Source organism: Pseudomonas sp. GXZC (assembly GCF_026967615.1).
GTDB lineage: Bacteria > Pseudomonadota > Gammaproteobacteria > Pseudomonadales > Pseudomonadaceae > Aquipseudomonas > Aquipseudomonas azotoformans_A.
In genome coordinates, this window is record NZ_CP114115.1 from 112,791 (window position 1) to 126,516 (window position 13,726).

General features: G+C 54.5%; 6 protein-coding genes, 2 tRNA genes and 4 rRNA genes. 9 read left to right on the forward strand and 3 right to left on the reverse strand.

The window, feature by feature from the left end; genetic code table 11:
• Positions 1–1,122, reverse strand: a complete 1,122-nt coding sequence (locus OZ428_RS00560) for a Re/Si-specific NAD(P)(+) transhydrogenase subunit alpha (protein ID WP_269132439.1) — start codon at positions 1,120–1,122, stop codon at positions 1–3.
• A 452-nt stretch (positions 1,123–1,574) separates the two neighbouring features.
• Positions 1,575–2,474 carry a LysR family transcriptional regulator gene (locus OZ428_RS00565; protein WP_269132440.1) on the reverse strand — a complete coding sequence of 300 codons (900 nt, stop codon included), beginning with the start codon at positions 2,472–2,474 and terminating at the stop codon, positions 1,575–1,577.
• A 157-nt stretch (positions 2,475–2,631) separates the two neighbouring features.
• Between OZ428_RS00565 and OZ428_RS00570 the strand changes: the two genes are divergently transcribed.
• The 9 genes from OZ428_RS00570 (at position 2,632) to OZ428_RS00610 (ending at position 13,214) form a co-directional block, all read left to right on the forward strand.
• Entirely contained in the window at positions 2,632–3,813 is a 1,182-nt protein-coding gene (locus tag OZ428_RS00570) for an acyl-CoA dehydrogenase (RefSeq protein WP_003187423.1), read from the forward strand.
• A gap of 12 nt (positions 3,814–3,825) precedes the next feature.
• Positions 3,826–5,046: a CaiB/BaiF CoA transferase family protein gene (locus OZ428_RS00575; RefSeq protein WP_269132441.1), complete on the forward strand. Its 1,221-nt coding sequence runs from the start codon at positions 3,826–3,828 to the stop codon at positions 5,044–5,046.
• Positions 5,047–5,618: 572 nt separating this feature from the next.
• Positions 5,619–7,155, forward strand: a 16S ribosomal RNA gene (locus OZ428_RS00580).
• Between the two features lie 82 nt (positions 7,156–7,237).
• Positions 7,238–7,313: transfer RNA gene (locus tag OZ428_RS00585), tRNA-OTHER, on the forward strand.
• Positions 7,314–7,343: 30 nt separating this feature from the next.
• A tRNA-Ala gene (locus OZ428_RS00590) sits at positions 7,344–7,419 on the forward strand.
• Between the two features lie 249 nt (positions 7,420–7,668).
• Positions 7,669–10,556 (forward strand): 23S ribosomal RNA (locus tag OZ428_RS00595).
• Between the two features lie 153 nt (positions 10,557–10,709).
• Positions 10,710–10,825 (forward strand): 5S ribosomal RNA (rrf, locus tag OZ428_RS00600).
• A gap of 109 nt (positions 10,826–10,934) precedes the next feature.
• Positions 10,935–11,050 (forward strand): 5S ribosomal RNA (gene rrf / locus OZ428_RS00605).
• Together the 16S, 23S and 5S rRNA genes with 2 tRNA genes alongside form the textbook arrangement of a ribosomal RNA operon.
• Positions 11,051–11,333: 283 nt before the next feature.
• Positions 11,334–13,214, forward strand: a complete 1,881-nt coding sequence (locus OZ428_RS00610) for a methyl-accepting chemotaxis protein (protein ID WP_133076608.1) — start codon at positions 11,334–11,336, stop codon at positions 13,212–13,214.
• Between the two features lie 45 nt (positions 13,215–13,259).
• Here the strand turns inward: OZ428_RS00610 and OZ428_RS00615 are convergent, their stop codons facing one another.
• Entirely contained in the window at positions 13,260–13,718 is a 459-nt protein-coding gene (locus OZ428_RS00615; protein WP_133076607.1) for an SRPBCC family protein, read from the reverse strand.
• Between the last annotated feature and the right edge of the window lie 8 nt (positions 13,719–13,726).

Here is a 13,726-nt window from a genome sequence, read left to right on the forward strand (position 1 = left end):
TTAGGCGTTTTTGCGGATGACTTGGCCGTCGCGGCACATCAGGCACGCGGCGACGATGTCGTCTTCGAGGTTGATTTCAAACTGCCCTTCCTGGGTGAAGACCAGCTTCAGGAAGTCCAGCAGGTTGCGTGCGTACAAGGCCGACGCATCGGCGGCGACAGCGCCGGCGAGGTTGGTCGGGCCGCAGATGATCACGCCGTTTTCGACGACAACCTGGTCGGCGACGGTCAGCGGGCAGTTGCCACCTTGGGCGGCGGCGAGGTCGATCACCACGGAGCCGGGTTTCATCTGTGCGACGGTTTCAGCGCTGAGCAGGGTCGGCGCCTTGCGGCCTGGGATCAGTGCGGTGGTGATGACGATGTCGGCCTGCTTGGCGCGTTCGTGCACGGCCAGGGCCTGGCGCTGCATCCAGCTGCTTGGCATTGGGCGGGCGTAACCACCAACGCCGACGGCGCATTCGCGTTCTTCATCGGTCTCGTAAGGCACGTCGACGAACTTGGCGCCGAGGGACTCGATCTGCTCTTTCACCGCCGGGCGTACGTCAGACGCTTCGATCACCGCACCCAGACGTTTCGCCGTGGCGATGGCTTGCAAGCCTGCAACCCCCGCACCGAGGATCAACACGCGCGCAGCTTTGACGGTGCCGGCAGCGGTCATCAGCATCGGCATGAAGCGCGGGTAGTGATGAGCGGCGAGCAGTACGGCTTTATAGCCGGCGATGTTGGCCTGGGACGACAGCACGTCGAGGCTCTGGGCGCGCGAGGTGCGCGGCGCAGCTTCGAGGGCAAAGGCAGTGACGCCTCGCTCGGCGAGCTTGGCGATGGTTTCGTTGCTGAACGGGTTGAGCATGCCCACCAAGACGGTGCCGCTTTTGATCAGCGTGAGTTCGCTGTCGCTGGGGGCCACCACCTTGAGAATCAGCTCGGCGCCAAACGCCTCGTTGGCACTGCCAATGGTTGCGCCTGCCGCTTCATAGGCACTGTCAGTGATGCTGGCTTTAATGCCGGCGCCGCTTTGTACAGTGACCTTATGGCCCTGGCCGATCAGCTTCTTGATGGTTTCCGGGGTGGCAGCCACCCGCGTTTCACCGGTCTGGGTTTCGAGAGGAACACCAATGTGCACGTCAAATCTCCTGCATGATCTTTTTGCTTTTGATCTTTTTGTAAAAAGGCCAGTGCACCGCGAGTGGCGCAACTGGGGCGGCCGATCAGCACGATCCCGCTGAAATGACAGCGGGGCGCGGCATTTTGCAGGCGAACTTTACGGCCATCAAGGGATTATGACGGGTGACGAAAAATTAACTACAAGTCACCCTGTGACTGATTGTCGCAACATGTGGAATTAACCTCTTAAAATACAGGGGCTTAAAGGCCTGTAGGCGGTTTTGTAGCTTTTTGACATCTTTGATGTGAATAGTCGGTCATTGGCTTGTATTAGTCGCTACAAGCCATATGGATCATGGCTTTGAGCCCTATTTTTGTGTGACAGATACAGTCTGTTGAAATGCGACATATACGTATATCTGTAGGATTCAAAATTTACTGACTACAAAGTCAGCAATGCGGTTTAGACCTTTAAATACCAGGGCTGTAGCGCTGTGATTGTTCGATAAGCCAATCCCTGAATGCGTGCATCGAGGCTGATTCGACCTTTCTGTCAGGAATCATCAAGTAATAAGCCTTCGAGCTGCTCAGCGCCTCGGGGCTCGCAATCATCAGTTGGCCCTCCTCCAATTCGCGTTGGATAAGGAACGGCGGGATCAGCGCGATCCCCATGTCATGCATGGCGGCTTGGGACAACATCGAGAATAGCTCGTAACGGGGGCCTGTCATGTCGCGGGGTACGCTCAACTGCTGCGCGTTGAACCACTGGCGCCACGCGTAGGGTCTCGTTGTTTGCTGTAGGAGGGGCAGTTCTGCGATTTCCTGAGGGCTGAATTGCGTGCTGCTACCCAGCAGTCGAGGGCTGCACACGGGGACGGGGTTCTCTCCCATCAAGCGGTGCGATTCCGTGCCGGACCAGTCGGCATCGCCGAAGTAGATGGCGGCGTCGAATTCGGTGTCGGCAAATAGGAAGGGCCGTGTTCTGTTCGTCAGATTGACCGTGACTTCGGGGTGCTGGTGTTGAAAATCCTTGAGGCGCGGGATCAACCATTGAGTTCCGAACGTGGGGACAACGGCCAGCTCGATAGTGTTAGCGCCCTGCTGTCCCATGACGGAAAGCGTATCGCGCTCCACTGCGTCCAGCTGTGTGGCAACGCGGCGGCTGTAAGACAGCCCTGCTTCCGTCAGTTTTACTCCGCGCCGTGAGCGTCGAAACAGCTCGACACTCAAAAACTCCTCAAGGCTGGCGATCTGTCGACAGATGGCGCCTTGCGTGATCGAAAGCTCGTGCGCGGCCTTGGTAAAGCTCTCGTGGCGGGCCGCAGCTTCAAAACTGACAAGGGCGGTGGTACTGGGGATTTTCCTGCGCATATACCGTGTCCTCACATGTAAAGCGCATATGCGCGCTTTTCGTCGATTACGAAGTGAGAAATTAGCACAACCCCATGCGGAAACCTCGTTTGCCCTCCTCGCCTGTCGGGCCTAGGCTGGTTCCACGACTTCCGTTTCTTTCCGCGAGGACTTATTCATGGCTGGCAAGGCAAGCTTCAACTGGATCGATCCACTGCTGCTGGATCAACAGCTCACCGAAGAAGAGCGCATGGTGCGTGACAGTGCTGAGCAGTTCGCCCAGGACAAGCTGGCGCCGCGTGTGCTTGAGGCCTTCCGCCATGAAAAGACAGACCCTGCGATTTTCCGCGAGATGGGCGAGACCGGTTTGCTCGGTGCGATGATTCCCGAGCAGTACGGCGGCAGCGGCTTGAATTACGTCAGTTATGGGTTGATTGCCCGCGAAGTAGAGCGTGTCGACTCCGGCTATCGCTCGATGATGAGTGTGCAGTCTTCACTGGTGATGGTGCCGATCAATGAATTTGGCACCGAGGCGCAGAAGCAGAAGTACTTGCCGAAGTTGGCGTCTGGGGAATGGATCGGCTGTTTCGGCCTGACCGAGCCCAATCATGGGTCTGATCCAGGTGCGATGATTACCCGGGCTCGAAAAGTGGACGGCGGTTACAGCCTGACGGGCGCGAAGATGTGGATCACCAACAGCCCGATTGCGGATGTGTTTGTGGTGTGGGGCAAGGACGATGCTGGCGATATCCGTGGGTTTGTCTTGGAGAAAGGCTGGAAAGGCCTGAGCGCACCGGCGATTCACGGCAAGGTCGGGCTTCGCGCTTCCATCACCGGTGAAATCGTCATGGATAACGTATTTGTGCCGGAAGAGAACATCTTCCCGGACGTGCGCGGCTTGAAGGGGCCTTTTACCTGTCTTAACTCTGCGCGTTATGGCATCTCCTGGGGGGCGTTGGGTGCTGCCGAGTTCTGCTGGCATACCGCTCGCCAGTACACACTGGATCGCCAGCAGTTCGGCCGTCCATTGGCGGCGACCCAACTGATCCAGAAGAAACTGGCCGACATGCAGACCGAGATCACGCTGGCCTTGCAAGGCTGCCTGCGTCTGGGGCGTATGAAGGATGAAGGAACGGCAGCGGTTGAAATCACTTCGATCATGAAGCGCAACTCCTGTGGCAAGTCTCTGGATATTGCGCGTATGGCGCGCGACATGCTCGGCGGCAACGGTATTTCCGATGAGTTCGGTGTGGCGCGTCACCTGGTCAACCTGGAGGTCGTGAATACCTATGAAGGTACTCATGATGTGCATGCCCTGATCCTCGGGCGCGCGCAAACAGGTCTTCAGGCGTTCTATTAATAGGAGCACGGCATGGGCGCGCTTTCGCATCTACGTGTACTCGATCTATCGCGAGTACTGGCGGGCCCTTGGTCCGGGCAGATCCTTGCGGACCTTGGGGCTGAAGTGATCAAGGTCGAGCGGCCGGGCAGCGGCGACGATACGCGCGCCTGGGGGCCGCCCTTTCTTAAGGACGCCTATGGTGAGAACACCAGTGAGGCGGCGTATTACCTGTCGGCCAATCGCAACAAGCAATCGGTGACAATCGACTTCACGCGGCCGGAGGGACAGGCGCTGGTGCGTGAGCTGGCAGCCAAGTCGGACATCCTCATTGAAAACTTCAAGGTGGGCGGGCTTGCGGCGTATGGGTTGGACTATGAGTCGCTCAAGGAGATCAACCCCGAGCTGATCTACTGCTCGATCACGGGCTTTGGTCAGACCGGGCCCTATGCGGCGCGGGCAGGCTATGACTTCATGATCCAGGGGTTGGGCGGACTTATGAGCCTGACGGGGCGCCCCGAGGGGGATGAAGGTGCTGGCCCGGTCAAGGTAGGTGTGGCGCTGACTGACATTCTTACGGGGCTCTACTCGACGGTGGCGATTCTGGCGGCACTGGCTCATCGCGATCATGACGGTGGCGGGCAGCACATCGATATGGCGTTACTGGATGTGCAGGTGGCCTGCCTGGCCAACCAGGCGATGAATTACCTGACGACAGGGGCATCGCCGAAACGGCTGGGTAATGCGCATCCGAATATCGTGCCTTATCAGGATTTTCCCACCGCCGACGGTGACTTCATCTTGACGGTGGGTAATGACGGGCAATTTCGTAAGTTTGCCGAAGTGGCTGGGCAGCCGCAGTGGGCGGATGATCCGCGTTTCGCTACTAATAAGATGCGGGTGGCGAATCGGGCGGAGCTGATTCCTTTGATTCGTCAGGCGACGGTGTTCAAGACGACGGCTGAGTGGGTGTCGCAGCTGGAACGGGTCGGTGTGCCTTGTGGGCCAATCAATGACCTTGCGCAGGTGTTCGCCGACCCTCAGGTCAAGGCGCGCGGGTTGGAGATGGCATTGCCTCATGCGCTGGCGGGGATGGTGCCTCAGGTTGCCAGTCCTATAAGGCTGTCCAAGACGCCGGTGGAGTATCGCAATGCGCCTCCGCTGCTGGGAGAGCATACGGCTCAGGTGCTTCAAGATGTACTGGGATTGGGCGTGGCGAATGTGGTTGCTCTGAAGGAGGCGGGTGTTATCTGAATCCTTTCTTCTATATAGAAGGTACTGATGGCCCTTAATTGGTGGTTTTTTAATCAATTCTCGCTAATTGATAGAAAAGTAAAATCAAGGGTTGACGGCAGATTTCAGAAGCCTATAATTCGCCCCACTTCCGGCGCAGTCGAAACGGAAAACTCCTTGATAAACAATGAGTTATGTAGGTTTCGATAGCAGGTTGCTTCAGTTCATCGAAGCCAAAAGGAAGTTGAAAAAGAGGTGTTGACAGCAGCGTGTAACGCTGTAGAATTCGCCTCCCGCTGACGAGAGATCTGAAGCGCAAGTGGTTGAAGTTGTTGAAGAAATCTTCGAAAGCTTCTGAAAATAATCACTTGACAGCAAATGAGGCTGCTGTAGAATGCGCGCCTCGGTTGAGACGAAAGATCTTAACCAACCGCTCTTTAACAACTGAATCAAGCAATTCGTGTGGGTGCTTGTGGAGTCAGACTGATAGTCAACAAGATTATCAGCATCACAAGTTACTCCGCGAGAAATCAAAGATGTAACCAACGATTGCTGAGCCAAGTTTAGGGTTTCTTAAAAACCCAAAGATGTTTGAACTGAAGAGTTTGATCATGGCTCAGATTGAACGCTGGCGGCAGGCCTAACACATGCAAGTCGAGCGGTAGAGAGAGGCTTGCTTCTCTTGAGAGCGGCGGACGGGTGAGTAATGCCTAGGAATCTGCCTGGTAGTGGGGGATAACGTTCGGAAACGGACGCTAATACCGCATACGTCCTACGGGAGAAAGCAGGGGACCTTCGGGCCTTGCGCTATCAGATGAGCCTAGGTCGGATTAGCTAGTTGGTGAGGTAATGGCTCACCAAGGCGACGATCCGTAACTGGTCTGAGAGGATGATCAGTCACACTGGAACTGAGACACGGTCCAGACTCCTACGGGAGGCAGCAGTGGGGAATATTGGACAATGGGCGAAAGCCTGATCCAGCCATGCCGCGTGTGTGAAGAAGGTCTTCGGATTGTAAAGCACTTTAAGTTGGGAGGAAGGGTTGTAGATTAATACTCTGCAATTTTGACGTTACCGACAGAATAAGCACCGGCTAACTCTGTGCCAGCAGCCGCGGTAATACAGAGGGTGCAAGCGTTAATCGGAATTACTGGGCGTAAAGCGCGCGTAGGTGGTTTGTTAAGTTGGATGTGAAATCCCCGGGCTCAACCTGGGAACTGCATTCAAAACTGACTGACTAGAGTATGGTAGAGGGTGGTGGAATTTCCTGTGTAGCGGTGAAATGCGTAGATATAGGAAGGAACACCAGTGGCGAAGGCGACCACCTGGACTAATACTGACACTGAGGTGCGAAAGCGTGGGGAGCAAACAGGATTAGATACCCTGGTAGTCCACGCCGTAAACGATGTCAACTAGCCGTTGGAAGCCTTGAGCTTTTAGTGGCGCAGCTAACGCATTAAGTTGACCGCCTGGGGAGTACGGCCGCAAGGTTAAAACTCAAATGAATTGACGGGGGCCCGCACAAGCGGTGGAGCATGTGGTTTAATTCGAAGCAACGCGAAGAACCTTACCAGGCCTTGACATCCAATGAACTTTCTAGAGATAGATTGGTGCCTTCGGGAACATTGAGACAGGTGCTGCATGGCTGTCGTCAGCTCGTGTCGTGAGATGTTGGGTTAAGTCCCGTAACGAGCGCAACCCTTGTCCTTAGTTACCAGCACGTCATGGTGGGCACTCTAAGGAGACTGCCGGTGACAAACCGGAGGAAGGTGGGGATGACGTCAAGTCATCATGGCCCTTACGGCCTGGGCTACACACGTGCTACAATGGTCGGTACAGAGGGTTGCCAAGCCGCGAGGTGGAGCTAATCCCATAAAACCGATCGTAGTCCGGATCGCAGTCTGCAACTCGACTGCGTGAAGTCGGAATCGCTAGTAATCGCGAATCAGAATGTCGCGGTGAATACGTTCCCGGGCCTTGTACACACCGCCCGTCACACCATGGGAGTGGGTTGCACCAGAAGTAGCTAGTCTAACCTTCGGGAGGACGGTTACCACGGTGTGATTCATGACTGGGGTGAAGTCGTAACAAGGTAGCCGTAGGGGAACCTGCGGCTGGATCACCTCCTTAATCGACGACATCAGCTGCTCCATAAGTTCCCACACGAATTGCTTGATTCATTGAAGAAGACGATAAGAAGCAGCCCGAAATTGGGTCTGTAGCTCAGTTGGTTAGAGCGCACCCTGATAAGGGTGAGGTCGGCAGTTCGAATCTGCCCAGACCCACCAATTTTGTGTGGGAAACGCCTGTAGAAATACGGGGCCATAGCTCAGCTGGGAGAGCGCCTGCCTTGCACGCAGGAGGTCAACGGTTCGATCCCGTTTGGCTCCACCACTACTGCTTCTAGAAGTTGAAAGCTTAGAAATGAGCATTCCATCAGGTTGATGGTGAATGTTGATTTCTAGTCTTTGATTAGATCGTTCTTTAAAAATTTGGGTATGTGATAGAAAGATAGACTGAACGTTACTTTCACTGGTAACGGATCAGGCTAAGGTAAAATTTGTGAGTTACTCAGTTTTGAGTATTATCGAATTTTCGGCGAATGTTGTCTTCACAGTATAACCAGATTGCTTGGGGTTATATGGTCAAGTGAAGAAGCGCATACGGTGGATGCCTTGGCAGTCAGAGGCGATGAAAGACGTGGTAGCCTGCGAAAAGCTTCGGGGAGTCGGCAAACAGACTTTGATCCGGAGATGTCTGAATGGGGGAACCCAGCCATCATAAGATGGTTATCTTACGCTGAATACATAGGCGTAAGAGGCGAACCAGGGGAACTGAAACATCTAAGTACCCTGAGGAAAAGAAATCAACCGAGATTCCCTTAGTAGTGGCGAGCGAACGGGGACTAGCCCTTAAGTGGCTTTGAGATTAGCGGAACGCTCTGGAAAGTGCGGCCATAGTGGGTGATAGCCCTGTACGCGAAAATCTCTTAGTCATGAAATCGAGTAGGACGGAGCACGAGAAACTTTGTCTGAATATGGGGGGACCATCCTCCAAGGCTAAATACTACTGACTGACCGATAGTGAACTAGTACCGTGAGGGAAAGGCGAAAAGAACCCCGGAGAGGGGAGTGAAATAGATCCTGAAACCGTATGCGTACAAGCAGTGGGAGCCCACTTTGTTGGGTGACTGCGTACCTTTTGTATAATGGGTCAGCGACTTATTTTCAGTGGCGAGCTTAACCGAATAGGGAGGCGTAGCGAAAGCGAGTCTTAATAGGGCGTCTAGTCGCTGGGAATAGACCCGAAACCGGGCGATCTATCCATGGGCAGGTTGAAGGTTGGGTAACACTAACTGGAGGACCGAACCGACTACCGTTGAAAAGTTAGCGGATGACCTGTGGATCGGAGTGAAAGGCTAATCAAGCTCGGAGATAGCTGGTTCTCCTCGAAAGCTATTTAGGTAGCGCCTCATGTATCACTGTAGGGGTAGAGCACTGTTTCGGCTAGGGGTCATCCCGACTTACCAAACCGATGCAAACTCCGAATACCTACAAGTGCCGAGCATGGGAGACACACGGCGGGTGCTAACGTCCGTCGTGAAAAGGGAAACAACCCAGACCGTCAGCTAAGGTCCCAAAGTTATGGTTAAGTGGGAAACGATGTGGGAAGGCTTAGACAGCTAGGAGGTTGGCTTAGAAGCAGCCACCCTTTAAAGAAAGCGTAATAGCTCACTAGTCGAGTCGGCCTGCGCGGAAGATGTAACGGGGCTCAAACCATACACCGAAGCTACGGGTATCACGTAAGTGATGCGGTAGAGGAGCGTTCTGTAAGCCTGTGAAGGTGAGTTGAGAAGCTTGCTGGAGGTATCAGAAGTGCGAATGCTGACATGAGTAACGACAATGGGTGTGAAAAACACCCACGCCGAAAGACCAAGGTTTCCTGCGCAACGTTAATCGACGCAGGGTTAGTCGGTCCCTAAGGCGAGGCTGAAAAGCGTAGTCGATGGAAAACAGGTTAATATTCCTGTACTTCTGGTTATTGCGATGGAGGGACGGAGAAGGCTAGGCCAGCTTGGCGTTGGTTGTCCAAGTTTAAGGTGGTAGGCTGGAATCTTAGGTAAATCCGGGATTCTAAGGCCGAGAGCTGATGACGAGTTAACTTTTAGTTAACGAAGTGGTTGATGCCATGCTTCCAAGAAAAGCTTCTAAGCTTCAGGTAACCAGGAACCGTACCCCAAACCGACACAGGTGGTTGGGTAGAGAATACCAAGGCGCTTGAGAGAACTCGGGTGAAGGAACTAGGCAAAATGGCACCGTAACTTCGGGAGAAGGTGCGCCGGTGAGGGTGAAGGACTTGCTCCGTAAGCTCATGCCGGTCGAAGATACCAGGCCGCTGCGACTGTTTATTAAAAACACAGCACTCTGCAAACACGAAAGTGGACGTATAGGGTGTGACGCCTGCCCGGTGCCGGAAGGTTAATTGATGGGGTTAGCTAACGCGAAGCTCTTGATCGAAGCCCCGGTAAACGGTACCGTAACTATAACGGTCCTAAGGTAGCGAAATTCCTTGTCGGGTAAGTTCCGACCTGCACGAATGGCGTAACGATGGCGGCGCTGTCTCCACCCGAGACTCAGTGAAATTGAAATCGCTGTGAAGATGCAGTGTATCCGCGGCTAGACGGAAAGACCCCGTGAACCTTTACTATAGCTTTGCACTGGACTTTGAATTTGCTTGTGTAGGATAGGTGGGAGGCTTTGAAGCGTGGACGCCAGTCTGCGTGGAGCCAACCTTGAAATACCACCCTGGCAACTTTGAGGTTCTAACTCAGGTCCGTTATCCGGATCGAGGACAGTGTATGGTGGGTAGTTTGACTGGGGCGGTCTCCTCCTAAAGAGTAACGGAGGAGTACGAAGGTGCGCTCAGACCGGTCGGAAATCGGTCGTAGAGTATAAAGGCAAAAGCGCGCTTGACTGCGAGACAGACACGTCGAGCAGGTACGAAAGTAGGTCTTAGTGATCCGGTGGTTCTGTATGGAAGGGCCATCGCTCAACGGATAAAAGGTACTCCGGGGATAACAGGCTGATACCGCCCAAGAGTTCATATCGACGGCGGTGTTTGGCACCTCGATGTCGGCTCATCACATCCTGGGGCTGAAGCCGGTCCCAAGGGTATGGCTGTTCGCCATTTAAAGTGGTACGCGAGCTGGGTTTAGAACGTCGTGAGACAGTTCGGTCCCTATCTGCCGTGGACGTTTGAGATTTGAGAGGGGCTGCTCCTAGTACGAGAGGACCGGAGTGGACGAACCTCTGGTGTTCCGGTTGTCACGCCAGTGGCATTGCCGGGTAGCTATGTTCGGAATAGATAACCGCTGAAAGCATCTAAGCGGGAAACTAGCCTCAAGATGAGATCTCACTGGAACCTTGAGTTCCCTGAAGGGCCGTCGAAGACTACGACGTTGATAGGTTGGGTGTGTAAGCGCTGTGAGGCGTTGAGCTAACCAATACTAATTGCCCGTGAGGCTTGACCATATAACACCCAAGCAATTTGACTACTCGAAAGAGCATCAGATTGCGGTGTGTGAAGACGATAGAACCGAAAGTTCGATCTCACAAAACACCGAAAGCTATCACATACCCAATTTGCTGAAGCGAGGCACCTGCCACGACTCAGTACCCGAATTTCTTGACGACCATAGAGCATTGGAACCACCTGATCCCATCCCGAACTCAGCAGTGAAACGATGCATCGCCGATGGTAGTGTGGGGTTTCCCCATGTGAGAGTAGGTCATCGTCAAGATTAAATTCCAGAACCCCTGTCTGCTAACGCTGACAGGGGTTTTGTTTATGTAGAAGCTCATGAATTTCACCGGCACGTTGCTCACTCAACGGTCTGGTACACAGAATTTCTTGACGACCATAGAGCATTGGAACCACCTGATCCCATCCCGAACTCAGCAGTGAAACGATGCATCGCCGATGGTAGTGTGGGGTTTCCCCATGTGAGAGTAGGTCATCGTCAAGATTGAATTCCGAAACCCCTGTCTGCTAACGCAGACAGGGGTTTTGTCGTTTAGGGCCAAAAATTACCACGCTTGGTAACTCTGCCGCATACATGTACCGCCGGTCGGTTTCCTACGTAAAAACAGGAAATGCCTCACAAATACCTAAGATTTGCCAAACCTTGGCCGAAAGCCTGACGAGCCATGCGTGCACCGAAATAGAGCGGCCCGAGAGTCCGCCTATACCGTTACATGGAATGTTCCACTCGGCACGCCCACCCCCCTTTGGCAAAAGAAGTCGATGAAATGAATCTCAAGTTCAGTCATAAAATTCTGTTGGCCGCGTCAGGCGTCGTGGTTCTAGCCTTCGCGTTATTCACCCTCTACAACGACTACCTGCAACGCAGCACCATCAAGCAGAACCTGGAGTCGTCCATCCAACAATCCGGTGAGCTCACCGCCAGCAGTGTGCAGAACTGGCTTAGCGGTCGAATACTGGTGCTTGAAAGTCTCACGCAAAACGTCGCTCACCAAGGCAGTGGAGCTGATCTGCCTGGCTTAGTCGATCAACCGGCACTTACCTCAAACTTCCAATTCACCTACGTTGGCCAAACCAACGGTGTGTTCACCCAGCGTCCGGACGCAAAAATGCCAGACGGCTACGACCCCCGTCAGCGTCCCTGGTACAAGCAGGCAGTGGCAGCCGACAAACCCATGCTCACTCCACCCTACATGGCAGCAGTGGGTGGGCAGATCGTGACAATTGCCATGCCGGTGAAAAAGAATGGTGAATTGCTCGGCGTAGTCGGTGGCGACCTGAGCCTGCAGACCCTGGTGAAGATCATCAACTCGGTGGACTTCGGCGGTATCGGACATGCGTTCCTGGTCAGTGGCGATGGCCAAGTCATCGTCAGTCCTGATCAGGACCAGGTGATGAAGAACCTCAAGGACATCTACCCCGGCACCCAGGTACGCATCGAGAAGGTGAACCAGGATGTCGTCCTCAATGGCCAGGACCGCATCCTGTCGTTCACTCCTATCAGTGGGTTACCCGGCGCAGATTGGTACATCGGTCTGTCGATTGATAAAGACAAAGCCTACGCACCGTTAGGCAAGTTCCGCACGTCTGCACTGATTGCCATGTTGATCGCCGTGGTCGCGATTGCCGTGCTTCTAAGCTTGCTGATTCAAGTCTTGCTGCGCCCGCTCACCACCATGGGTGTAGCGATGCAAGACATTGCCCAGGGTGAGGGTGACCTGACCCGTCGCCTCGCTGTGACTAGCAAGGACGAATTTGGCGAAGTCGGCAGTGCCTTCAATCAGTTCGTAGAACGCATCCACGCTTCGATCTCGGAAGTGTCTTCCGCAACCCGTCAGGTCCACGATTTGTCCCAGCGGGTAATGGCCTCGTCCAATGCCTCGATTATTGGTTCTGACGAGCAAAGCGCGCGTACCAATAGTGTGGCTGCCGCGATCAACGAACTGGGCGCTGCCACCCAGGAAATCGCACGTAACGCCGCTGATGCTTCACAGCACGCCAGCGGCGCCAGTGAGCAAGCCGACGACGGGCGCAAAGTGGTGGAGCAAACCATCCTTGCAATGTCGGAGCTGTCGCAGAAGATCAGCCTGTCCTGCACCCAGATCGAGACGCTCAACGCCAGCACCGACAACATCGGCCACATCCTTGATGTGATCAAAGGTATCTCGCAGCAAACCAACCTGCTGGCACTCAACGCCGCCATCGAGGCAGCCCGTGCTGGTGAGGCGGGTCGAGGTTTCGCAGTGGTCGCTGACGAGGTTCGCAACCTGGCTCACCGCACCCAGGAGTCGGCCGAGGAGATCCACAAAATGATTACTTCGCTGCAAGTGGGCTCGCGTGAAGCGGTCACCACCATGAATGCCAGCCAGGCCTCCAGCGAAGAAAGCGTACAGGTCGCGAACCAGGCCGGTGAGCGCCTGGTCAGCGTGACGCAGCGGATTGTTGAGATCGACGGCATGAACCAGTCCGTAGCTGCAGCGACTGAAGAACAGACGGCCGTGGTGGAAACCCTCAATGTGGATATCAACCAGATCAATCTGCTGAACCAGCAGGGCGTGACCAATCTCAATGAAACCCTGAAAGATTGCGATGCGTTGTCGCAACAGGCTAATCGATTGAAGCAGTTGGTTGATAGTTTCAAGATCTGACCCGCTGATTGATCCGGCAGGAGCGAGTCATCTCGCACCTGCCATTTAGCCAAGTATCCGGCGGACATTTTCCAGTGCGCTATCGGCGAAGTCCTGCACGAACTGTTCAAATCCTGTGTTTGCCCTGTCAACGGGCTCGGCAATGATTGTCCATGTCACCTTGGAACGCGCTGCTCCAAGGGCTTCCACACGGATCGCCGCCCACAATCTGGCCACACCGAGGGTGTTGTAGATCGTGGTCCAGGTCATTTGCATGGCCTGCTCGTCCCGGCTATTAAGCTGCTCCACCACACAGTTGCCATCGCGGAATAGCTTTGTACGCAAGGCGCCCACACCTGTACCCCTCATTTCGATATGGGCCAGGTCAGGAATGAACACATCGAATCGGGCAAATTGTCCCACCATGTCCCACAGGCGAGGGGCAGGGCATTCGACCACGGCGGATGCCACTATCGGCAGGCCGTTCGGGTTGCGAATTAACGTATCGGGTTGCAGCGCTTTCATAAGGTTGT

Excerpts from the sequence above, each read along its gene's own strand:
- OZ428_RS00565 (WP_269132440.1), bottom strand. The coding sequence starts at position 2,474 with ATGCGCAGGAAAATCCCCAGTACCACCGCCCTTGTCAGTTTTGAAGCT.
- OZ428_RS00570 (WP_003187423.1), top strand. The coding sequence starts at position 2,632 with ATGGCTGGCAAGGCAAGCTTCAACTGGATCGATCCACTGCTGCTGGAT.
- OZ428_RS00575 (WP_269132441.1), top strand. The coding sequence starts at position 3,826 with ATGGGCGCGCTTTCGCATCTACGTGTACTCGATCTATCGCGAGTACTG.
- OZ428_RS00610 (WP_133076608.1), top strand. The coding sequence starts at position 11,334 with ATGAATCTCAAGTTCAGTCATAAAATTCTGTTGGCCGCGTCAGGCGTC.
- OZ428_RS00615 (WP_133076607.1), bottom strand. The coding sequence starts at position 13,718 with ATGAAAGCGCTGCAACCCGATACGTTAATTCGCAACCCGAACGGCCTG.